This window comes from Janthinobacterium sp. P210005, from assembly GCF_036231865.1.
Lineage (GTDB): Bacteria > Pseudomonadota > Gammaproteobacteria > Burkholderiales > Burkholderiaceae_D > Janthinobacterium > Janthinobacterium kumbetense.
This window is the reverse complement of sequence record NZ_JAZARC010000001.1, coordinates 1129843-1149824: the sequence shown is the minus strand read 5'-3', so window position 1 is coordinate 1149824 and position 19982 is coordinate 1129843. Positions and strand designations below refer to the sequence as shown.

The 19982-nt window shown below is 64.0% G+C and carries 23 protein-coding genes; 16 read left to right on the top strand and 7 right to left on the bottom strand.

The genetic code is table 11. From position 1 onward, the window contains the following. Together VPH40_RS05025 and VPH40_RS05020 are read left to right on the top strand one after the other, a co-directional pair. A complete protein-coding gene (locus tag VPH40_RS05025) occupies positions 1 to 1200 on the top strand; it encodes a PQQ-dependent sugar dehydrogenase (protein ID WP_328572865.1) in 1200 nt (399 codons plus the stop codon). Positions 1201 to 1295: 95 nt separating this feature from the next. Continuing rightward, positions 1296 to 1769 (top strand): T6SS effector amidase Tae4 family protein, encoded by a 474-nt coding sequence (locus VPH40_RS05020; protein ID WP_180278765.1) that lies wholly within the window; start codon positions 1296 to 1298, stop codon positions 1767 to 1769. A 6-nt stretch (positions 1770 to 1775) separates the two neighbouring features. Here the strand turns inward: VPH40_RS05020 and VPH40_RS05015 are convergent, their stop codons facing one another. Together VPH40_RS05015 and VPH40_RS05010 are read right to left on the bottom strand one after the other, a co-directional pair. After that, positions 1776 to 3767, bottom strand: coding sequence for a helicase-related protein (locus tag VPH40_RS05015; protein WP_328572864.1), 1992 nt, complete (start codon positions 3765 to 3767; stop codon positions 1776 to 1778). Between the two features lie 350 nt (positions 3768 to 4117). Further along, complete coding sequence (locus VPH40_RS05010; protein WP_328572863.1) at positions 4118 to 4399, bottom strand: hypothetical protein; 282 nt, start codon at positions 4397 to 4399, stop codon at positions 4118 to 4120. A 24-nt stretch (positions 4400 to 4423) separates the two neighbouring features. On the opposite strand from VPH40_RS05010, the gene VPH40_RS05005 reads away from it, so the two are divergent. Next, positions 4424 to 4774: a glutaredoxin family protein gene (locus VPH40_RS05005; RefSeq protein WP_328572862.1), complete on the top strand. Its 351-nt coding sequence runs from the start codon at positions 4424 to 4426 to the stop codon at positions 4772 to 4774. Next, positions 4771 to 4953, top strand: a complete 183-nt coding sequence (locus VPH40_RS05000; protein WP_143451532.1) for a hypothetical protein — start codon at positions 4771 to 4773, stop codon at positions 4951 to 4953. Before VPH40_RS05005 ends, VPH40_RS05000 begins: the two co-directional genes overlap by 4 nt. 69 nt (positions 4954 to 5022) lie before the next feature. Here the strand turns inward: VPH40_RS05000 and VPH40_RS04995 are convergent, their stop codons facing one another. After that, positions 5023 to 5856, bottom strand: a complete 834-nt coding sequence (locus VPH40_RS04995; RefSeq protein WP_328572861.1) for a class I SAM-dependent methyltransferase — start codon at positions 5854 to 5856, stop codon at positions 5023 to 5025. A gap of 183 nt (positions 5857 to 6039) precedes the next feature. On the opposite strand from VPH40_RS04995, the gene VPH40_RS04990 reads away from it, so the two are divergent. The 3 genes from VPH40_RS04990 to VPH40_RS04980 are packed head-to-tail and all read left to right on the top strand — an operon-like array spanning position 6040 to position 9407. Beyond that, complete coding sequence (locus tag VPH40_RS04990) at positions 6040 to 8457, top strand: DNA internalization-related competence protein ComEC/Rec2 (protein WP_328572860.1); 2418 nt, start codon at positions 6040 to 6042, stop codon at positions 8455 to 8457. A gap of 39 nt (positions 8458 to 8496) precedes the next feature. Then, positions 8497 to 9261: a hypothetical protein gene (locus VPH40_RS04985; RefSeq protein WP_328572859.1), complete on the top strand. Its 765-nt coding sequence runs from the start codon at positions 8497 to 8499 to the stop codon at positions 9259 to 9261. Then, positions 9258 to 9407, top strand: a complete 150-nt coding sequence (locus tag VPH40_RS04980; RefSeq protein ID WP_328572858.1) for a hypothetical protein — start codon at positions 9258 to 9260, stop codon at positions 9405 to 9407. The genes VPH40_RS04985 and VPH40_RS04980 overlap by 4 nt, the downstream gene beginning before the upstream one ends. A 3-nt stretch (positions 9408 to 9410) precedes the next feature. Here VPH40_RS04980 and VPH40_RS04975 read toward each other — a convergent pair whose 3' ends face one another. Next, a complete protein-coding gene (locus VPH40_RS04975; protein ID WP_328572857.1) occupies positions 9411 to 10334 on the bottom strand; it encodes a LysR family transcriptional regulator in 924 nt (307 codons plus the stop codon). Positions 10335 to 10485: 151 nt separating this feature from the next. Here VPH40_RS04975 and VPH40_RS04970 point away from each other — a divergent pair, with 151 nt between their 5' ends. The 5 genes from VPH40_RS04970 to VPH40_RS04950 all read left to right on the top strand — a co-directional run bounded on the left by VPH40_RS04970 (position 10486) and on the right by VPH40_RS04950 (position 13989). Next, positions 10486 to 11247, top strand: a complete 762-nt coding sequence (locus VPH40_RS04970) for a sulfite exporter TauE/SafE family protein (protein WP_034756294.1) — start codon at positions 10486 to 10488, stop codon at positions 11245 to 11247. Between the two features lie 21 nt (positions 11248 to 11268). Beyond that, complete coding sequence (locus VPH40_RS04965; protein ID WP_328572856.1) at positions 11269 to 11964, top strand: HAD family hydrolase; 696 nt, start codon at positions 11269 to 11271, stop codon at positions 11962 to 11964. Between the two features lie 58 nt (positions 11965 to 12022). Further along, entirely contained in the window at positions 12023 to 12823 is an 801-nt protein-coding gene (locus VPH40_RS04960; RefSeq protein ID WP_305055727.1) for an alpha/beta fold hydrolase, read from the top strand. Between the two features lie 133 nt (positions 12824 to 12956). After that, complete coding sequence (dcd, locus tag VPH40_RS04955; RefSeq protein ID WP_034755486.1) at positions 12957 to 13526, top strand: dCTP deaminase; 570 nt, start codon at positions 12957 to 12959, stop codon at positions 13524 to 13526. A 121-nt stretch (positions 13527 to 13647) separates the two neighbouring features. Then, on the top strand, positions 13648 to 13989 hold the full coding sequence (locus tag VPH40_RS04950) for a FlxA-like family protein (protein WP_289904749.1): 342 nt from the start codon (positions 13648 to 13650) through the stop codon (positions 13987 to 13989). 41 nt (positions 13990 to 14030) lie between these two features. On the opposite strand, the gene VPH40_RS04945 is transcribed toward VPH40_RS04950, so the two are convergent. After that, the gene (locus tag VPH40_RS04945; RefSeq protein ID WP_328572855.1) at positions 14031 to 15524 is read right to left on the bottom strand and encodes a sensor histidine kinase; all 1494 of its coding nucleotides are present in this window, start codon (positions 15522 to 15524) and stop codon (positions 14031 to 14033) included. A gap of 2 nt (positions 15525 to 15526) precedes the next feature. Beyond that, entirely contained in the window at positions 15527 to 16216 is a 690-nt protein-coding gene (locus tag VPH40_RS04940) for a response regulator transcription factor (RefSeq protein WP_251348393.1), read from the bottom strand. 193 nt (positions 16217 to 16409) lie between these two features. Here VPH40_RS04940 and VPH40_RS04935 point away from each other — a divergent pair, with 193 nt between their 5' ends. Genes VPH40_RS04935 through VPH40_RS04920 form a run of 4 tightly spaced genes read left to right on the top strand, consistent with a single transcriptional unit; the run spans position 16410 to position 18538 of the window. Beyond that, positions 16410 to 16883, top strand: coding sequence for a Spy/CpxP family protein refolding chaperone (locus tag VPH40_RS04935; RefSeq protein ID WP_328572854.1), 474 nt, complete (start codon positions 16410 to 16412; stop codon positions 16881 to 16883). Between the two features lie 15 nt (positions 16884 to 16898). Further along, positions 16899 to 17549, top strand: coding sequence for a hypothetical protein (locus VPH40_RS04930; protein ID WP_328572853.1), 651 nt, complete (start codon positions 16899 to 16901; stop codon positions 17547 to 17549). 3 nt (positions 17550 to 17552) lie between these two features. Then, the gene (locus tag VPH40_RS04925) at positions 17553 to 17717 is read left to right on the top strand and encodes a hypothetical protein (protein WP_171985041.1); all 165 of its coding nucleotides are present in this window, start codon (positions 17553 to 17555) and stop codon (positions 17715 to 17717) included. Further along, positions 17675 to 18538: a dioxygenase family protein gene (locus VPH40_RS04920; RefSeq protein WP_328572852.1), complete on the top strand. Its 864-nt coding sequence runs from the start codon at positions 17675 to 17677 to the stop codon at positions 18536 to 18538. The genes VPH40_RS04925 and VPH40_RS04920 overlap by 43 nt, the downstream gene beginning before the upstream one ends. Here the strand turns inward: VPH40_RS04920 and VPH40_RS04915 are convergent. After that, entirely contained in the window at positions 18535 to 19980 is a 1446-nt protein-coding gene (locus tag VPH40_RS04915; protein ID WP_328572851.1) for a DUF1501 domain-containing protein, read from the bottom strand. The two genes, VPH40_RS04920 and VPH40_RS04915, sit on opposite strands and share 4 nt — an antisense overlap. Positions 19981 to 19982: the final 2 nt, after the last annotated feature.

Sequence of the window (19982 nt, the reverse complement as noted above, 5' to 3'; positions counted from 1 at the left end):
ATGTCCACCGTGTTGGCGCCCGTCCAGGCGGCGACCGGCGCCCAGTGCGACGGCATGCCGCGCCTCGACGTCACCACGCCGGCCGGCTTTTGCGTGGCCGTGCTGGCCGACGGCCTGAAATTCCCGCGCGGCGTGCTGCCGCTGACGAATGGCGACATCGTCGTCACGGACATGGCGGGATGGGCGCCGAAGCAGGGTAAATTGTGGCTGTTGCAGCCCAAGGCGGCCGGTGGCGGCTACGAGCGCAAGCTGCTGCTCGACAAGCTCGATCGCCCGAACGGCATCGTGCAGGGGCCGGACGGCATGGTCTACGTGGGCGAGGTGGGGCGCATCTTCCGCTTCGACTTGCGCGATCCGGCCCGCGCCATCACCGACGTGATCGGCGGCACGGCCAAGACGCCGCGCCTGCCGGGCCTCGGTTTGCACCTGCTGACGAACATGCGTTTCAGCCCCAAGGGCGACCTGTATGTGAACGTGGGGTCGAGCACCGACCATTGCGAGAACGACGGCAAGGCGCCAGATCCGGCCAAGGCTTGCCCCTCGGCGGAAGGCCTTGACGCGCTGGGCGCCATCCGCGAATACACGATGGCCTGGCCGGCCGGCACGGTGACGAGCTGGCGCACGCATGCGCGCGGCTTGCGCAATTCGATGGCGCTGGCCTTCCATCCGGCCACGGGCGAGCTGTGGCAGGCGGAAAACTCGCGCGATGCCATCCAGGCCGCCATGCCGCAGCTGAAAAGCGACGAAAACCTGCCGCATGAAGAACTCAACTTGATCAAGGCCGACCGGCACTATGGCTGGCCGTACTGCTACGACGACAATGTGGCCAGTCCCGAGTATCCGAAGACGGCTTGCGACGCCCAGTATGCGGCGCCGCAGCGCCTGCTGCCCGGCCACGCCGCGCCGCTGGGCATGACCTTTTACACGGCCAGCCGCTACCCGGCACTGTACAAGAATAGCCTGATCATCGGCTACCACGGCTACCGCAGCAATGGCCACCGCCTGGTGGCCCTGCTGCCCGACAAGGCCGGCGCGCCGCTGGGCAAGTCCGTCGAGTTGATCGGCAACTGGGAGCGCAAGGGCAAGCAGGGCAGGGGCGCACCCGTCGACGTGAAGCAGGGGCAGGATGGCGATATCTATATGGCCGATGACCATAATGGGCTGGTGTTGAAACTGCATTACGAGGCGGGCAAACCGTAATGCATATCGCTTGACCTCGCTCAGTGCGGGGGCTGCCGCATCCTCCTACAATCGGCCTGAGGTTCCCTATCGTCCAGGGACAACGGGAGGCCGGCGTGAAACCCGCATTCATCAATCTGCGTGAAAATTACTCGAGCGTGGCGGCCGTCGACCAGGCGGCCTTGTTCGGCGAAATCGGCTGGGAAGACTTGATCGGCAAGGACAGCTTTGCCAATACCTGCGCCATCCGCGTCAGCCTGGCCCTGATCAAGGCCGGCGTCCAGGTCAGGGGCCGCATGGCCATCCGCAAGGGGCCGTTCAAGGGCGCGCTGATCGAACCGGGACAGGCCAAGCTGGCGCACATGCTGGCCAGCCCGTCGATGTTCGGCGCGCCCGAAAAATTCGCCAGGAATGCCGCCATCGCCGGCATCGGCCAGCGCCAGGGCCTCGTCGCCTTCTTCCGCATCCCCGGCTACCTGGGCGGCGCGGGCGGGCATATCGATATCCTGCTGCCATCCATCGGCGTCAAGGAGTGCGGCACCGAATGCTACTGGGAGTGTGGCGAGGTCTGGTTCTGGCCACTCCATTGACGCTTTTTACGCTTGTTTGAACTTCTTCGAGCGTCCGCGCGAAGCCGCATTGTGCGCGCGCAGGATGGAATCGACCCGCTCGGACGCATCGCGCGACAGGTTTTGCGCCACGGCGATATCGGGGAAGAATTCGGGCAGGCGGTAGCTGAGCCACGCATACGCGGAATAGTAGCGGCACGTGTCTTCCACCTGCTGCAGATTCTGCGTGCCGCCGCCGTAGGCGTGCTGGCGCAAGGTAGACGTCTTGCCCTGCGACAGATTCTTCGCCCAGTGTTCCCACGCCGTTTGCAGGGATGGCACCTTGCTCGATATCGGCACCAGCGACAGGGTGAACTTGTCGGCCACGGACAGGGGCAGGGTGTCGAGCCAGATGGCGCGCTCTTTCTGGTCTTCCGTGATGCGGGGGAAGAAAAAGCCATCCGGCACGTCGATATTGTGGATGAAGCGGCGCAGCAGTTTCGACAGCGACAGCTCGCCCGTCACCGACGAAATGCGGTGCAGGTGTTCCAGCGACGGCGCCACGGCAAAGCCGCTCGTGTTCAGCGGATGCAGTTTTTCCTTCAGCAGGGCGCGCATCACTTCATGCGTCTCGTTGTCGTAGCCGGCCACCAGTCCCTCTTCATGCACGCCGTAGCGGCCTGCGCGTCCGGCGATCTGGCGCGCCAGCGCGGCCGAAATCTCTTCCTCCTCGCGGCCATTGTATTTGACGCAGGTGGTCATGACGATGCGCGCGATCGGCATGTTCAGGCCCATCGCCAGCGCGTCCGTGCCGACGACGATATCGGCCGTGCCGTCGCGGAAGCGCTGCGCCTGCGCGCGCCGCACTTCCGGCGACAGGTTGCCGTACACAGTCGCCACCGACAACCCCGTTTCCGTGATCATGTCGCGCCACATCAGCACTTCGCGGCGCGAAAAGGCGATGACGGCGTCGCCGCGGCGCAGGTTGCGCACCTTGCGCACGGCCGTCGGCTCCATCGACAGGGGCGCCATGCGTTTCAAAACATGTACTTCCAGCGGGCAGTCCAGGCGCTCGGCCAGCGCTTCGATGGCGTGCCGCGCTTCCGGCGCCCCTACCAGGTAGACGGTGTGGGCGGGCGCGCCGCAGACGGCCGCCGTCCATGCGGCGCCCCGGTCCGGGTCGGCCAGCATCTGGATTTCATCGATGACGGCCACTTCGACGACGGTTTTCGTGTCCAGCATTTCCACCGTGCTGGCCACGTGCGTGGCGCCGTCGACGACCCGGCGCTCCTCGCCAGTGATCAGGCTCACGGCCAGCGGCTTGCCATGCGGCGCGGCTTCCTGCAGGCGTTCGTAGTTTTCCAGGGCCAGCAGGCGCAAGGGCGCCAGGTAGATGCCGCTCTTGGCCTTGACCAGCGCTTCCATGGCGCGGTGCGTCTTGCCGGAATTCGTGGGCCCGAGCAGGGCGACGAAGCGGCGCGGCAGGCGGCGCGCCATCTCGAACGAAGCGGGATACTCGGCCAGGTTGATGCTCTGGCGCGTGCGCGCCGCGTGCTGTTCTTCCTGCTGGCGCTCGATGGCGTGATTGAAACGCTGGCGGATGCGGTCGAACACCATGCCGGCCGGCTCCGACGTCTGCATGTCGGCCAGCGTGTGCAGGAAGACCATCGGGTCCGTGTCCACGTCCTCGCTCAAGCCCGCGATATCGGCGACGAAATCGATCACGTGCTGGCGCAGCTCCTCGAAGACGGCCGCGCTGGCCCGTTCGCGCACCAGGGCCAGCTTGGTCTCGCGGTCCATCTTGCGCCACTTGGCCGGCCGCGCCAGCACGCCCTGGCTTGGTACCAGCGCATACGGCACCACCAGGTGACCCGCCTTGACGACGCCGGAAAAGCGCACGAAGACGCGGCCTTCCATCTTGACGAGGCGGATATGCTCGGCCAGTTCCCCTAGTTCCGCGACCAGGGTGGCGTCGTTATTGTCTTCAGTGCTGTCGGAAATGTCGGTGGAAGTGTCGGGAGGAAGTGCGGAGGAAGTCATGTCGTGCCTGGGTGTTGAAGTAAGCGAGGCCGATTATACCGTGCGCAGGGTAAAGATTTTGTCCGGCGCGCGGTGCGGCCGCTGCAGCAGCGCTGATCTTGAAAGCGGTGATACCTGGGCTGGATAAGCTTCCGGCAAGCGTGGAAAACAGCGCTTCCACGGTATCGCGAATCAGGTTGCCTGGATGCGAAATGGGCAGGCGATATCTGACGGTTTGCGCTTGCCGGTTTTTGCCTGTTGCGCTTATATCTGGCTGAAAAATTATCAAATATATTTTTATTAATAATGTTTAATTTAATTGTGGAATCTAAATTATCTTAACATTGATGGTGACAGAGAGTCTGTTTCTATCAGCGCATGGCGACGATATTTACATGGTGTGCAGATTGTTTTTTGCGGGGCAGGCTTGCACATATTCGCTTGCGTGCATCGGTAATAAATAAATGCCGCGTTGTTCCAATGGCGCCAGCGGCAGCCGGCGCGCCGATGGCGGCCACCGAGACTGCAGATTTGAAATTCAACCTGGCGCACAGTGAGCGAATCGCGCCTGCAATGGTGATTGCATGAGCAATTGTGCAGCGGGGTGGAATGAATTGAATTATCTTGACAATTAATAATGGTGAGCTGATCATGGCCTCAGATTTTTCGAGGAAGTTTTGGCATGTTTTCAAAAACATCTGAAATCGACGGCGATATGCGGCATTATTTTCGCTGGCGGTCTTGCTATCGGCTGGGGCGTGCCGAATTTATGTGAACGGCTGCAGCGTGCGTATGGCGAAAGGAATCGCAGCGCGTATTTTGCCGGCACCGCCACCAAGGTTGTTGTGTATGGCACGCAGACCTGTCCTTACTGCGCGAAAGGGCGCGCCTATCTCCAGGATTTCCACTTCGCGCTGACGCACAGCCAGCTAGCGATGAACCAGGACATACCTGTGTATGTGGCCCTGCGCCGGAGGATGGCGCGCGCAGGGATTCATCAGCCATCCGACTTGAGGAAAACACCATGAATAAAAAGCTCGCTGCGTTTCTTTTTGCGACCGGTCTCGGTTTAGCCGTGACTGCGACGCCAGCCTTTGCCAGCTGCTATAGCGCCTGCGCCGCCGAATGGCGGGCTTGCATTGCCAGCGGTACGTCTCAAGCCGAGTGCGGCGCCGAGCGGTCCGCCTGCCAGCAAGGCTGCAATTGACAGGAGAGCGCAGCCCGCTAGCGTAGCCTGTTGCCATCGACGCCAGCAAGCCATGGCGCCGATGCCAGTTCAGGCGGCACGCGCGCATACCAGGCGCAGGCCCCAGCCGGTGGAGATCTTGCCATCGCCGTCTTGCAGCGGCGCCATGGCCTCCATGAGCGCGCTGCGCAGGCGCCGCCTGGCGCCGTCGTCCAGGCGGTCGATATCGTAGGTGTCCAGCAGGGCGGTCCACAATTCGCCCGGCGTGGGCGTCCATGGCACGTCGATATCGTCAAACGCGACGTCTGCGAAACCGGCATCGAGCAGTTCGCGCCAGCCCGCTTCCGATCCAGCGCGCCGGTCGCCGAAGCGCATGCTTGGCAGCGCGTCACTGGCGATCGGCTTGAACACGCGCATGAAAACGTCGTTGACTTCGCCCAGCAAGAATGTCCGGCCGACGATGGCCGCAAACTGGCCAGCGGGACGCAGCACGCGGCGCATTTCGCGCACGACTTGTTCTATGTCGTCCATCAGCATCAGCGCCATGTGCGAGACGAGATAATCGACGCTGGCCGATGGCAGGTCCAGCGCCTGGGCGCGTCCCAGCAGCAGCCGCACGGAAGCGGGCAGGGCTGCGCGCGCGGCAGCCAGTTCCGTTTCGCTCATGTCGGCGCCGAGCAATTGTAGCCGGGGCTGCCGCCTGGCTGCCAGCAAACCCAGCAGATGGCCATCGCCGCAGGCCAGGTCGAGCACGCTCAATGGCATGTCCGCGGTTGGTATCAGGCTGGTCAGCACGTCGTAGGACGAGGCCCAGCCGCCGGTGCGGGAACTGGCCGGCAGATGGGCAAACGCGGCGCTGGTGACGCCCACTTGCCTTTGATGAAAGTCCTGCAAATAGGTTTCGGCCGCAGTCAGTGGTGTCATGCAAGGTTCGCAAGTCATGGCGCCTGAACGCCGGATGGTCATCTTAGCATGCGGAAAGTGTCGCCAGCGGTGGCGGCGGATGGCGTGCAGGGCCGCGTTTATCCGCGCCACCATTGCGCCAGATCAGAGGGGAAATAGTGGGAAAGGGGCACAGTAGCTGAATCCCTTTCGCGTCGAGTTCCCATGCGCACCCTGATACTCGGCTTTGCCGCTGGCGCCGCCTGGTTGCAGACGCAGGCAAGCTTGCCGCCGCATGCGGGCGTGCTGCTGTGGGGGATCGCGGGCGCAGGGTGGGCGGCGAGTGTGACGCTGCGCCGTCACGTGCGTTGGCGTTCTGCTGTTGCGCTCGCCGCTGGCGTAGGACTGGGCTTTTATTGGGCGGCCTGGCTGGCCCAGGCCGCCATGGCGCCGCAACTGGCGCTGGCCGATGAAGGGCAGGATATTGTTGTCACGGGCACCGTCGCCAGCTTGCCGTACCGCTTCGAGCAGGGCGTACGTTTCAATTTTGCCGTGGAAAAGGTGGTTGGCGCGAAGGTTCCTCCCTTGATCGCCTTGTCCTGGTACGCGGGTTTTCGCGATGAAGTGACGAACGAGGTGGGCGACGTGCAGCCGGGCGAACGCTGGCGCCTCACCATGCGGCTGCAGCGTCCGCACGGCAATGCGAACCCCATGGGCTTCGACTATGAGGCGTGGCTGCTGGAGCAGGGCGTGCGCGCCACGGGCTATGTGCGTCCGCAGCCGCGCGCCGATACGCCGAACGTCCGCCTGGCTGCCTTCGTGCCCGGCTTTGGCAACGTGGTGGAAGCGAGCCGCGCGGCCTTGCGCGCACGCATACTGCGCAGCCTGGAAGATAGGCAGTATGCGGGCGTGATCGTGGCGCTGGTGGTGGGCGACCAGCGCGCCATCCCCCAGTCGGACTGGCAAGTATTCAACCGCACGGGTGTGAGCCACTTGATCTCCATCTCGGGTTTACACATCACGATGATCGCGGGACTGTTCGCCCTGGGCGCGGGCACGCTGTGGCGGCGCTCGTTTTTTACCGACTGGCAACTGCCCTTGCGGCTGCCGGCGCAAAAGGTGGCGGCGCTGGCCGGCGCGCTGGCAGCGTTCCTGTATGTGCTGCTCGCTGGCTTCGGCGTGCCTGCGCAGCGCACCTTGTATATGTTGCTGGTGGTGGCGCTGGCCTTGTGGCTGGGGCGCATCACCAGCATAGGCCATGTGCTGTGCCTGGCGCTGGGCGTCGTCGTGCTGCTCGACCCGTGGGCCGTGCTGTGGCCTGGTTTCTGGCTGTCGTTCGGCGCCGTCGCCACCATGTTGTACGCGACGGCAGGCCGCACCACGGTGCCCTTGCAGGCGGGACGCTGGCGCCGCCTGCGCGCGGCCGTGGCGCTGGGCGCCCACACGCAGTATGTGGTGACGGTGGGGCTGGTACCGTTGACGATGCTGCTGTTCTCGCAGGTGTCGCTGGTGTCTCCCGTCGCCAATGCGCTGGCCATTCCCGTCATCAGCCTGGTCGTCACGCCCCTGTCTCTGCTTGGCAGCCTGCTGCCGGCGCCCCTGTCCGATGGACTGTTGCTGCTGGCGCACGCCATCGTGCAGATGCTGGCACAGGTGCTGGACTGGCTGGGTGCGCGCCGCTTTGCCGTGTGGACGGCGCCCGCACCGCCGTGGTGGAGTTTTTGCTGGGCATTGTTCGGCACGGCATGGCTGCTGGCGCCACGGGGATGGCCCCATCGCTGGGCAGGCATGCTGAGCTGGCTGCCGCTGCTGACAGCTTTGCCGTCCAGCCCGCCGCCGGGCCAGCTATGGGTGACTGCCTTTGACGTGGGACAAGGCATGGCCGTGCTGGTGGAAACGCACGGCCACCGCCTGCTGTATGACACGGGGCCCGCCTACAGTCTCGATTCCGATGGCGCCAGCCGGGTCATCGTGCCTTACCTGCGCGCGCGCGGCATCGCCAGGCTGGACGGCGTGATCATTTCCCACAGCGACCTCGATCACGCGGGCGGCGCCGTATCCTTGCTGGAAAACGTGCAAGTGGGATGGCTGGCCTCGTCCCTGTTCGACGGCCACCCGGCCGTCGAGGCCCGGCGCCAAGCCCGGCTTCCATATCTGCATTGCGTGGCGGGCCAAAGCTGGACCTGGGAAGGCGTGCATTTCGCCATGCTGCACCCCTTGCCCGCCAGCCATACGGACATCAGCCTGACGCCGAACGCCCGCAGCTGCACCGTGAAAATCACGGCAGGCAAGCACTCGATCTTGCTGGCCGGCGACATCGAAGCGGCGCAGGAAGCGCAATTGCTGGCGCGCTCGATGGAGGGCGACTTGGCGGCCGACGTGCTGCTGGCGCCGCACCACGGCAGCGGCACGTCTTCCACGCCGGCGTTTTTGAGCGCCGTGCATCCGACCCTGGCCATTTTCCAGGTGGGGCACCGCAACCGCTATAAACATCCGAAGGCGCAGGTGTATGCGCGCTATGGCGACATGGGCATTACCCGCTTGCGCACGGATGTGGAGGGGGCGGTGGTGCTGGCGTTTGGGGGCAATATCGAGGTGACGCGGTATCGGGCCAGCCGGCCGCGCTACTGGCATGGCCGATAAAGTAATACACCTCATCGGATACGGGACAGGAGGCCGATCATGTGCGATGAATGCAATCGTTTCGAGCGTTTGCTGACGAAAGTCGACGACCTTTACCGGCGCTTGCGTTCGATTCAGTCGAATCAATGGTTATGTCAAGTGGAGATGATTTCACCAGCGTTGGCGCAGGCGATACAGCATACGGGTATTGGTATTGCGAGTGGCTTGTTTACTGGTTTGGTCTTATTTGGATTGCAATTCACGAGCGATCAGCTTGTCAGTGACATGGCCAAATCGTTACAAGGGGAATTTATTGCGCATTACATGGCCATTCCCTCGCCGCTGTCCAGTCTTGTCCTATTCCTGGTGTCATGCACCATGTTGTTGGCTGCAGAGTGGGGGCATTTTTTAAGGCAGAAAGTACTAGTGCCTGTCATACATGGCATCTCGCATACAGTGTCAATGACCACCGGGATGTTATTGTCGCTCGTCTTTTCGGAAGTGCTGACCAAGAGTCTTCTATCGAATGTTAGGCAATGGTTGGGCAGCCTCCTTGTTATTTTGATAGTGTGGCTACTCGCAGTGACGATGAACGCAGTTATTTATTTGTGTCGCTACGGCGTGGCGGGGCTATGGCGAAATAAGCGTTGCGCTGGCGAAGACTGTCCTGTTTTGCAAAAAAAGTATGAGGTCCTGCACTTTATTTTTCCGCTGGTGGGCATTTTTCTAATATTGTATTTGTGGGGAGATGTCAGGCGGAGTGCCTTACAGGTGGCGGATGCTGCCAGGGCCAATAAGATGGCGAGTTGTGCAGTTGTGCATTGACGTTCAGCGCGGCGACCGTGACCGCGCAGGCGTCCGTGGTGCAGGCATTGCTGGCGCTGCTGCACGCTGCCATGCGCGAGGTGGCCGTCTTTGCCTTCGACGGCGCGCAGTTCGCCGTGTATGGCGATGCCATCGTGGCGCAATAGACCCTAACTTTCTCTTTCATCCGGTATCTCCATCCCCCTTTTGCGCACATACTCCAGAAACAGCCTTGCCCCCTTGGCCATCCTCGACGTGCCGTACACGGCATGAATGCTGGGGTCCAGCTCCTTCGATGACGTCAGCCGGTACGCCGGGCAGACCCTGCGCAGGGTGCCGTTGGCCACGGCCGGTTCCGCCAGCCAGCTGGCCAGGCGCACGATGCCGGCGCCTTCCAGGGCCGCCTGGAAGGTGGCGATGCCGGAAGTGAAGCGGAAGCGGGGCTGCACCTGGTAGCGCACGTTGCGTTCGCCGGAAACGAAATGCCAGTCGCGCAGGATACGGGGGGCCGAGTGCATGATGATGTCGTGGCCGGCCAGCTCTTCCGGTTCCCCGGGCGCGCCCATGCGTTCTATATAGTCGGGCGAGGCGTACATGTAGCGCCGGTAATTCCACAGGGGATAGCCGATCAGCTCGCTGGACTGGGGAAAGGCGCCACGGATGGCGAAATCCAGCTTTTCCTGGATGGGGTCGATGGATTTATCGGAGAAATGGATGTCCACCGAGACGTTCGGGTAGTCGCGCGAGAATTGCGCCACCACTTTCGGCAGAAAGCCCAGCGAGAGGATTTCCGGCGCCGACAGTCGTACCCAGCCTTGCGGCGAATTGCTCAATTCCGCCAATTGGTCTTCCGCCTCGGCCTGCGTTTCCAGCAAGTGCTTGGCCGACGCGTAATACGTTTCGCCAGCCGTCGTCAGGGTGAACTGCTTTTGCGTGCGTAGGATCAGCTCGGCGCCGATGGCGTCTTCGAGGAACTGGATGGCGCGCGTGACGGCCGACGGCGAGCGCCCCAGCATGCGCGCCGCGTGGATGAAGCTGCGCTTTTCCACCACGGTGCAAAAGGCGCGGATCTCCCACATCAGTTTCATCGACATCGCGTGACTCCCGGCAAAAGAGGCCAGTAGACCGTACGGGGCGCATTCCGTCAAGCGTTACGCCTGATTGCGTTTTCCGCAATATGAAGTTGCATCCGGAAAAATCCACGGCGCCTATACTGCCGCTGTCGCCCATTCCTTACTGCCTATCATGCTGACCATCTCGCTGCTGTGTTTATTTGCCTTCTTTGCCGGCCTGATCGATGCCGCCGTGGGCGGGGGCGGGCTGATACAGCTGCCGGCCCTGTTCAACCTGATGCCGAACATGGCCTCGACCTCCTTGCTGGGCACGAACAAGCTGGCGTCCGCCTGCGGTACCACGTTTGCCGCCCGCTCGTTTGTCGGCAAGGTACATATTCCGTGGCTGCTGGTGCTGCCGGCCGTGGCCAGCGCCTTTGTCATGTCCTTCATCGGCGCGGCCGCCGTGTCGTATGTGCCGCAGCAGGTGGTGCGCCCCATGGTGCTCGTGTTGATCATCATCATGGCCATCTACACCTTCATCAAGAAGGATTTCGGCACGACGCGCGAGGCGCGCCCCATCGGTCCGCGCGAACGCATCCTCGCCATCGTCATCGGCGGCGCTATCGGCTTTTATGACGGCCTGTTCGGGCCGGGCACGGGCAGTTTCCTGATTTTCCTGTTCATCCGCGTTTTCGGCTTCGATTTCATCCTCGCTTCGGCCTGCTCGAAACTGGTGAATATCGCCACCAACGTGGCTGCGCTGGCCTTTTTCATTCCCGCCGGTCACGTGGTGTATGCCGTGGCTGCACCGATGGCTGTGTGCAATATCCTGGGCGCCCTGACGGGCACCTGGATCGCCGTGCGCCGCGGCGCCGCCTTCGTGCGCATTCTGTTCCTCGTGCTGCTGGTGTTGCTGATCGTCAAGTTGTCCTACGACATTTTCTTCAAGTAAGTTTCCGAACGACAACAAGCCATGAAAACCATCCAGGGCGTGCTGTGGGACAACGATGGCGTGCTGGTCAACACCGAGCAGCTGTTTTATGAAAGCAACCGCGACTTGCTCTTGCCCTACGGCATAGACCTGACGCCGAAGCAATTCTTTGACTGGTTCCTGGACAATAACTACGGCGCCTGGCATGTGCTGCTGGGGCAGGGCCATGAGATCGAACTGGTCGAGCGCTTGCGGGCCGAGCGCACCGCGCTGTTCGCGCAACGCTTGCGCCAGGCGCGCCAGCTGGCCATGCCCGGCATCGGGCAAGTGCTGGCGGCGCTGCGCCCGCACGTGGCCATGGGCGTGGTTACCAGTGCCTACGAACAGCATTTCCGGATCAGCCATGCGGCCACGGGCTTGTTGTGCCACTTCGATTTCGTGCTGACGCGTGAAATGTATGGGGAAAGCAAGCCGGCGCCCGACGGCTACCAGCTGGGCTTGCAGCGCCTGGGCCTGGCCGCCGCCGACTGCGTGGCCGTGGAAGACTCGCCGCGCGGCTTGCGCGCCGCCAATGCGGCCGGGCTGGAATGCATTATCGTGCGCAATCCCATGAACCGTCATCACGCGTTCGACGACGCTTTTTGCGTCGTGGATTCCAACGCCGAGCTGGGCGAAGTGCTGGCGGCGTTCGTGCCCGGCATGGCCCATGCGCCCCGGCAATTAGAGTCCTTCCTCTGATACGTCTTACCTGCATGCCATTACAATTGTTTATCGCATTCACCGGCACCGACCCACGATGACCCTCCCGCAACTGCACTTTGCCCATGCCAACAGTTATCCAGCCGGCACTTACCGCAAGCTGTTCGGCTTGCTGGGACAGCATTACACCGTGCAGGCGCTCGACATGCATGCGCACGATCCCGAATACCCCGTCAGCACGGGCTGGCCCGAGCTGGTGCGCGAGTATATCGACGACCTGGAGCGCCGCTACAGCGCGCCCGTGATCCTCGTCGGCCATTCGCTGGGCGGCATGCTCAGCGTTATGGTGGCCAAGCAGCGGCCCGACCTGGTGCGTTGCGTGGTCTTGCTCGATTCGCCCGTGGTGGCGGGCTGGCGCGCCTTGCTGGTGCGGCTGGCGCGCAACACGGCACTGGGCGAGCGTTACTCTCCCGCCCGTTTTTCCGCCCGGCGGCGCAAGCTGTGGCCCGATGCGCAAGCTGCGTATGCGCATTTTGCCGCCAAGGACATGTTCGCCATCTGGGCGCCGCAAGTCTTGCGCGATTACATCGACAGCGGCCTGGCGCCACATCCGGACGGGGTGCAGTTGCGCTTTACGCGCGAAGTGGAAACGCAGGTCTACCGCAGCTTGCCGCACCACATCGGCGGCCTCGTCAAGGATGGTTTTCCAGTGCCCATCGGTTTTATCGGCGGCACGGAGTCGGTGGAATGCCGCCAGGCGGGCTTGACGGCCACGCGCAAGCTGGTCGGCAAATTTTTCCGCCAGGTGCCGGGCGGGCATCTGTTTCCCATGGAAAACCCGGAACTGACGGCGCAAGTGGTGCGCGAGATGATCACCTCGTTGTTGGCTAAACACTAGCCGACTGGCAAGGATTTTCAGCGGGCAAGGGCCAAAAGTGGCGGTTTTTCGCGTAAAATCCTGCCATCCGGGCCACGCCTGCAGCAGGCGTGCGGCCCCAGCCATTCCGATATTCTAGAAAGATACCCCTGCGATGACGATTAAAAGCGATAAATGGATACGCCGCATGGCGGAAACAACGGGCATGATCGAGCCGTTCGAACCGGGCCAGGTCAAGGAACGCGACGGCAACCGCATCGTTTCCTACGGCACCTCCAGCTATGGCTATGACATCCGTTGCGCCGACGAGTTCAAGTTGTTCACCAACATCAACACCACCATCGTCGACCCGAAGGATTTCGACGCGAACAACTTCGTCGACGTGTCGGGCAAGGGTTATTGCATCATCCCGCCAAATTCGTTCGCGCTGGCCCGTACCGTCGAGTATTTCCGCATTCCCCGCAACGTGCTGACGATTTGCCTGGGCAAGAGCACGTATGCGCGCTGCGGCATCATCGTCAACGTCACCCCGTTCGAACCGGAATGGGAAGGCTATGTGACCCTGGAGTTTTCCAACACGACACCGCTGCCGGCGAAAATCTACGCCAACGAAGGCGTGGCGCAAGTGCTGTTCTTCGAGTCCGATGAAGTGTGCGAAACGTCGTACAAGGACCGCGGCGGCAAATACCAGGGCCAGGTCGGCGTAACGTTACCCAAGACCTGATCGCGGTGAAGGGAGGGGCGCCAGCCGTCTTTCTCTGTCTTTACCTGCCTTTACACCTGCGGCACTACATCCGCGCCCATGCTTGCCGTTAACCTTGGTATCGAAACACTGAGGAGGCATCATGGTAGCGGCAATCGGTTCAGGCGGCGCGGTCAGCGCGGCCAGTAGCGCCAGTTCGGGCAGCAGTTCGCAGATCGCGGCGCTGCAAAAGCAGATCACGGCGGCGCAAAAGCAGTTGACGGAGTCGCAGAAGGGCGAGCAGACGGAGGCGTCGCAAAAGCTGCAGCAGCAGCTGGCGCAGCAAATCCAGGCCTTGCAGGCGCAAATTGCCCAGTTGCAAGCTGCCGCCGCGCAGAAGGCGGCGCAGCAAGATGCTCAGCCGGCCAGCAGCGCCGATACGGCGACGAGCCCGGCCAAATCGACTTCGTCCACCCTGGGCAGCATCATCGATACGCAAGCGTAACAGCAACTCCGCGCATAAAAGACGCCAGGCTCGCCGACAGGTCAGCCTGGCGTTTTGACGGGCAACAACATTTCCACGCACAGTCCGCCACCGCTGCGCAAGCTGGCCCCGATGCGGCCGCCATGGGCGTTGATGACGTGCTGGGCGATGGCCAGGCCCAGGCCATGGCCGTCCGTGCTGTGCTGGGTATTGCTGGCGCGGAAGAAAGGTTCAAAAATGCGGGCCAGGTCGGCGCTGGCCACGCCGGGTCCCCGGTCCAGCACGGCGATGCGCAAGCAATCATGCTGGCGCGACAGTTCGACATCCACCGTGCCGCCGTCGGGGCTGTGCTTGATAGCATTGCGCACCACGTTTTCCACGGCGCGCGCCAGCAGTTCGGGCTGGCCCGTGACGCTGGCGTCGGCCATGGCCGCGTCGACCGCCAGGTCGATGCCCATCAGGCGCGCCCTGGCTTCATAGCGGGCGTCGTCCACGATGTCGTGCACAAGGTCGGCGATGCCGACGTCTTCGCTGTGCGCGTGCCCCGCGCCCGCTTGCACGGCGCCCGCTTCCAGCCGCGACAGGGTCAGCAGTTCACCGATCAGCTTATCCATGCGCTCGCTTTCGCGTTCGATGCGCTGCATCGAGGCGGCCATCTTTTCCGGCTGCTGGTGCGCCAGGCCGATGGCGGCCTGCAAGCGCGCCAGCGGCGAGCGCAGCTCATGCGAGACATCATGCAGCAAGCGCCTCTGGCTGTCCATGAGGCTGCGCAAACGGCCCGTCATGCGGTCGAAATCGCGTCCCAGGTCCGTCAATTCATCGCCGCGCTTGCCGCTGGCGTGGAAGCGCGGCGCCAGGTTGCCGTGCGAGGCGGCCTCGAACGCCTGCCGCAGGTCGCGGATGGGGCGCGCAAAATACCAGGCCAGCAAAAAGGCGAACAGCAGGCTGGCGGCGATGGCGGCGGCCAGGGGAATGAAGGTGCGATAGGGACTGTCCATGCGCGGGCCGGGCGGCATGCCGCGGCCGAATTCGCCGCGTGGCGGCGGGGCGCCCGCGTCGCTGGGGCGTGGACCGGGTCCCATGGCGCGCGGGCCGCTCAGGGTGACGGCGTTGAGCGTGTCGCGCGCGGCGCCCGCCTCGGCATTGCGGAAGCGTTCGGACGAGGGCAGGAACAGCAGGTAGCGCTTGCCGTCGCTGCCGGCCACGTCGCGCACGACGGGATGGGCCTGGCTTTGTTGCAGCATGGCGCGTGCCTTGGCCAGCATGGCGGGATGCACCATGCGGCCCATCAATTCTTGCCCTTTGGCATCGACAGCAAACACGCGCATGCGTTCGAGCTTGCCCAGGAATTGCCGCAAGGCCTGGCTGCCGCCCGCTTCCACGGTGGCGCTGGCGGCCTCGATGATCATTTGCGCGGGCGGACTGGTGTCGATGTCGAGGGCCCGTTCCTGCTGCGCGGCCCGGTTTTTCAGCCAGAAGGTGCCGCCGATGCCGATGGTGGCCGTCACTTGCGCCAGCATGATGCACAGAAAAAACTTCCAGAACAGACGGCCCACGCTTACTCCTTGATCAGCTGGTAGCCGAGACGGTACACGGTTTGCAAACAGGAACGGCCATCGGCCAGGCTGCCCAGCTTGCGGCGCAGACTGCTCAAGTGTACGTCGATATTGCGGTCGAAGCGGGCCATGGGCCGGCCCAGGCCCAGTTCGGACAGCTGATTCTTGCTCACGGGCTTGCCCGCATGGCGCACCAGCACTTCCAGCAGGTTGAATTCCGTGCTCGTCAGCTCCAGGTGCGCGCCGGCCCAGGCAACGCGGCGCTGTTCCGGCCACATCGTCAACTGGCCCACGGTCAGCGGCGCCAGGCCCGACGTGTCCTGCGGCGCCGCTTGCGCACGGCGCAGGATGGCGCGGATGCGCGCCGTCAACTCGCGCGGCGTGCACGGTTTTGTCACGTAATCGTCGGCGCCCAGCTCCAGTCCCACGATGCGGTCCGTATCGTCGCCGCGCGCCGTCAGCATCAGGATGGGCAGGTTGCTGCCGGCGCGGATGCGGCGCAGGGTTTCCAGTCCATTCATGCGCGGCATCATGACGTCGAGGATGGCGATGGCGTACAGGCCCGTCAGCGCCTCGGCCGCGCCGCTTTCGCCGTCATGCACGGCGCGCGCGTCAAAACCTTCCTGCGTCAGGTATTCCTGGAACATGCCGACCAGTTCCACGTCGTCATCGATTAACAAAACCTTGCTCATGCCTGTGCTTTTTTCGGGTGAATATCGCCCGATGATAGCAGTCAAAGGGGGCCGTTCAGGGCGGTTTTACCCGCTTTTACATACGTCCGCTTACATTTGCGCACCTTCCTTTACACGCTTTTACGCCGCCCTAACGTTGCTTTACATGCCAGACGCCCACAATCAGGGCTGATCGCCACGAAAGGAAAGCCCGATGAAATACCTGAGTATTGCCATATCCCTGTTGCTGCTGTCCGCCTGCAGCATGCCGCTGCTGGCGCTGGCCCAGCAAGAAGCTGCACCCATGGAAGGGCCGCCGCCCGGCCTGCTTCACGGACCCGGCGGACCCGGTGCGCCAGGCTTGCCGCCATTCCTGCGCGGCATCGACTTGAGCGAAGCGCAGCAGGACAAGATTTTCGCCGCCACCTATGCCCAGGCGCCCTTGCTGCGGGAACAGGAAAAGATCGCCTTCAAGGCCCATGCGCAACTGCGCGCGCTGGCCGCCTCCAGCGCCTACGACGAGGCGAAGGCCAGTGCGCTGGCCAGCACGGCGGCGCAAGCCATGGCGCAGATCAGCTTGCAGCAGGCGCGGCTGGAACAGCAATTGCTGGCCGTGCTGACGCCGGAACAGCGCAAGCAGGCGCAGCAGCGGGGCGACAGCCGCCCCGGCCCGCGCCGTCCCCAATAAGCACAGGAGAGTGAGATGAGCATCAGTGCCTTGAGTTCGACCAGCGCCGCCAGCCAGCTGAGCGCGTTCAGCCGCCTGGGCGGCGGCAGCAATACCGGCAGTACCAGCGGCGCGGGCGGCACGCGGCCGTCAAAACCCGACGATGGCGCATTTCTCGACGCTATTTCCAGCGCCTTGTCATCGATCGGCGTGACGGTCGATGCCAGCGATGGCGATAGCGCGACGGACGGCGCCAGCGCCGCCGGCAGCGGCGACGCGGGCCAGGCGCTGGGCGCCTTCCTGCACCAGCTGATGGGCAGCCTGCATGCGCAGAGCGGTGGCGGTGCCGGCGGGCAAGAAGAGGGGGGCGAGCCGCCTTCGGGGCCGCCACCCGGCGGTGGCGCGCGCGGCGGTCCCGGCAATATCGAGTCGGATTTGCAAAGCCTGCTGCAAAAACTCTCGTCGTCCGGCAGCGATGGCAGCGACAGCGCGCAGAGCGCGGACAGCAGCGTGACGGACTTGCAGTCCAGCTTTGCCAGCCTGCTCAGCGCGCTGGGCGGCGATGAGGGCGGCGCGAGCAGCAGCAAACTGAGCAGTTTCCTGCAGGCACTGTCGGGCAGCCTGGGCGCGGCGAGTGCGGGCGGCAGCCTGTCCGCCAGCGGCAACCTGGTCGATACAACGGCTTGAGCCATGGAACGCAAGCTCGCCATTGCCGCCAGGAAGGCGCTCGCGCAACGGGCCACGCAGGCGCTGTTCCTGTGCGCCAGCCTGAGTCCTGCCCTGGCGAGCTTGCCCTATTTGATGGAATACATATGGACTTACATGATCACGGTCTGGCATCCGACCTCGAAATGATGCGGCAACAGGCGGCCGAACGGCGCCAAGTCCTGCGCTGGCTGCTGGCGGGCGCCGCCACCTTGCCGTTGATGAGCTGCGGCGGCGGGTCGGACGCCAGCGGCACGGCCGCGAGCGGCGGCGTCACAGGCACGTCCGGCGGCGCCGGCAGCGTCACGATACCGACCGCGGGCGCCTGCACGGTGATTCCCGAGGAAACGGGCGGGCCGTATCCGGCCGATGGCACGAACACGAATGGCGGCAGCATCATCAACGTGCTGAACCAGTCGGGCGTCGTGCGCAGCGATATCCGCGCCAGTTTCAACGGCGCCACGGGCGTGGCGGCAGGCGTGCCCCTGACCATCAATTTGCAGTTGCTCAACGCCAGCGGCGGCTGCGCCAGCCTGGCCGGCTACGCCGTGTATTTATGGCATTGCGACCGCGACGGCCTGTATTCGCTGTATTCGAGTGGCGTCACGGCGCAAAATTATTTGCGCGGTGTGCAGGAAACGGACAGCGCGGGCAAGCTGGCGTTCACGACCATCTTTCCCGGCTGCTACGCGGGACGCATGCCGCACGTGCATTTCGAGGTGTATCCCAGCCTGGCCAAGGCGGCCAGCGCCGTGAACCGCATCAAGACGTCGCAGTTCACGTTCCCGATGGCAACGCTGAACGAGGCTTACACGGCCAGCGGCTACACGGCCAGCGTGCGCAACCTGGCGCAGATCAGCTATGCCACCGACAATGTCTTTGCCGACGGCACCAGCTTGCAGATGGCGACGGTGACGGGCAATGCCACCGATGGTTATGTCGTCACCCTGACGGTGGCCGTGAACGGTTAAGTTGCCGTCATGAAACCGAGGTCGCGCCGGCTGAAGTTGCCGATGTTCGGGAACACGTCGGCCAGCTGGCCGTCTGCCACGCCGAACCACTTGGCCAGGGTGGCGCCATACTGGTCGACGGAGGTGGTCGGCAGCAGGGAGCCGGAACCCACGTCCAGCTCATGGCCCAGGCCCGTGGCGGGGAAGGCGCCGTAGATGTCGCGGCCCTTCACGGCGCCGCCCACGACAAAGTGGTGCGCGCCCCAGCCGTGATCCGTGCCGTCGCCGTTGCTGCTGAAGGTGCGGCCGAAGTCCGACGCCGTAAACGTCGTCACCTGGCGCCGCACGTCGGCGCCCTGCAGGGTGGTCAGGGTCGCGTCGAAATACGCGAGCGCGTGCGCCAGGCGCGCCATCAGGTCGCCGTGCAATTCCTTTTGGCGGTCATGCGTGTCGAAACTGCCCAGTGTCACATAGAACACTTGCCGTTTCGCCCCCAGGGGACCGCGCCCGCCGATGATGCGCGCCACCGTCTGCAATTGCACGGCCAGCTGGTTGACGCTGGACGCGCCCGTGTTCGGGTTGATGTAGGGCGGCGGATTGGGCACGCCGCCCGAGCCGGCCGCCAGCATGGCGCCGCTCAGCACGCTCTGGCTGGAAATGGCGCGCTGCACCGTCGCCACGTGTTCCTGCTCCATCATGTCGTCGCCCGCCGTGCTGATGATGTCGCGCAAGGCCGTCTCGCCCTCGGTGGTGCCGAACAGGTAGCCGCCGCCGATATTGCGGATCGGCACGGCGCCCGCCTGGCCCACCTGGAACTGGCGCACCTGGCGCCCGCTGAGGAACAGCGCGTTTGATGCGGCCGAGATGGCCGTAAACGTCGCATTCGCGTTGCCCGTGCCGAGCAGGTCGCCCAGGCGTCCGCCCCAGCCGATGCTGGCGCCTTCCGGCAAGCCCGATTGCCAGGTCGATTGCTGGTCGTTATGCGAAAACAGTTTCGGCGGCAGCGCCACATTGCCCGCTTTGTATTGCGCCAGGGTCAGGGGTTGGATCAGGGTGCCCACGTTGGCAACGATGGCGGCGCGGCCGCCGTCGAACAGGTCTTTCACGGGAGCGAGGGCGGGGTGCAGGGCAAAGCTGCGGCCCGTTTGCGCCGTGGCGGGCGTGATCGGCAGCACGCCGCCCGTTTCGCCGACGCCGGGCAGGTGGATCGAATCGTTGCTGCCCGTGTTGCGCAGGCGCAGGTATTCGCTCCACGATGGCGTGTCCGTGGCCAGCACCGTGTTGAAGGAATCGTTGCCGCCGGTCATGAACAGGCAGACGAGGGCCTTGTAGTCGTCGGCGGACTGGGCTGCGGCCTGGCCCATGGCGGCCAGGTTGAGGGCGAATGGCGTGGCCGCGCTGCCGGCCAGGCCCAGCATGGAGCCGAGGAAGCGGCGACGCGAGAAATGAGAGGTGATGGTCATGC

Coding starts and splice junctions, on each gene's coding strand:
- VPH40_RS05015 (WP_328572864.1), bottom strand. CDS start 3,767: ATGACTTCCTCCGCACTTCCTCCCGACACTTCCACCGACATTTCCGAC.
- VPH40_RS04920 (WP_328572852.1), top strand. CDS start 17,675: ATGGACTTACATGATCACGGTCTGGCATCCGACCTCGAAATGATGCGG.
- VPH40_RS05010 (WP_328572863.1), bottom strand. CDS start 4,399: ATGATCAGCTCACCATTATTAATTGTCAAGATAATTCAATTCATTCCA.
- dcd (WP_034755486.1), top strand. CDS start 12,957: ATGACGATTAAAAGCGATAAATGGATACGCCGCATGGCGGAAACAACG.
- VPH40_RS04925 (WP_171985041.1), top strand. CDS start 17,553: ATGGAACGCAAGCTCGCCATTGCCGCCAGGAAGGCGCTCGCGCAACGG.
- VPH40_RS04995 (WP_328572861.1), bottom strand. CDS start 5,856: ATGACACCACTGACTGCGGCCGAAACCTATTTGCAGGACTTTCATCAA.
- VPH40_RS04970 (WP_034756294.1), top strand. CDS start 10,486: ATGCTGACCATCTCGCTGCTGTGTTTATTTGCCTTCTTTGCCGGCCTG.
- VPH40_RS04915 (WP_328572851.1), bottom strand. CDS start 19,980: ATGACCATCACCTCTCATTTCTCGCGTCGCCGCTTCCTCGGCTCCATG.
- VPH40_RS04990 (WP_328572860.1), top strand. CDS start 6,040: ATGCGCACCCTGATACTCGGCTTTGCCGCTGGCGCCGCCTGGTTGCAG.
- VPH40_RS04960 (WP_305055727.1), top strand. CDS start 12,023: ATGACCCTCCCGCAACTGCACTTTGCCCATGCCAACAGTTATCCAGCC.
- VPH40_RS04935 (WP_328572854.1), top strand. CDS start 16,410: ATGAAATACCTGAGTATTGCCATATCCCTGTTGCTGCTGTCCGCCTGC.
- VPH40_RS04930 (WP_328572853.1), top strand. CDS start 16,899: ATGAGCATCAGTGCCTTGAGTTCGACCAGCGCCGCCAGCCAGCTGAGC.
- VPH40_RS04975 (WP_328572857.1), bottom strand. CDS start 10,334: ATGTCGATGAAACTGATGTGGGAGATCCGCGCCTTTTGCACCGTGGTG.
- VPH40_RS04940 (WP_251348393.1), bottom strand. CDS start 16,216: ATGAGCAAGGTTTTGTTAATCGATGACGACGTGGAACTGGTCGGCATG.
- VPH40_RS04950 (WP_289904749.1), top strand. CDS start 13,648: ATGGTAGCGGCAATCGGTTCAGGCGGCGCGGTCAGCGCGGCCAGTAGC.
- VPH40_RS04985 (WP_328572859.1), top strand. CDS start 8,497: ATGTGCGATGAATGCAATCGTTTCGAGCGTTTGCTGACGAAAGTCGAC.
- VPH40_RS05000 (WP_143451532.1), top strand. CDS start 4,771: ATGAATAAAAAGCTCGCTGCGTTTCTTTTTGCGACCGGTCTCGGTTTA.
- VPH40_RS05025 (WP_328572865.1), top strand. CDS start 1: ATGTCCACCGTGTTGGCGCCCGTCCAGGCGGCGACCGGCGCCCAGTGC.
- VPH40_RS04965 (WP_328572856.1), top strand. CDS start 11,269: ATGAAAACCATCCAGGGCGTGCTGTGGGACAACGATGGCGTGCTGGTC.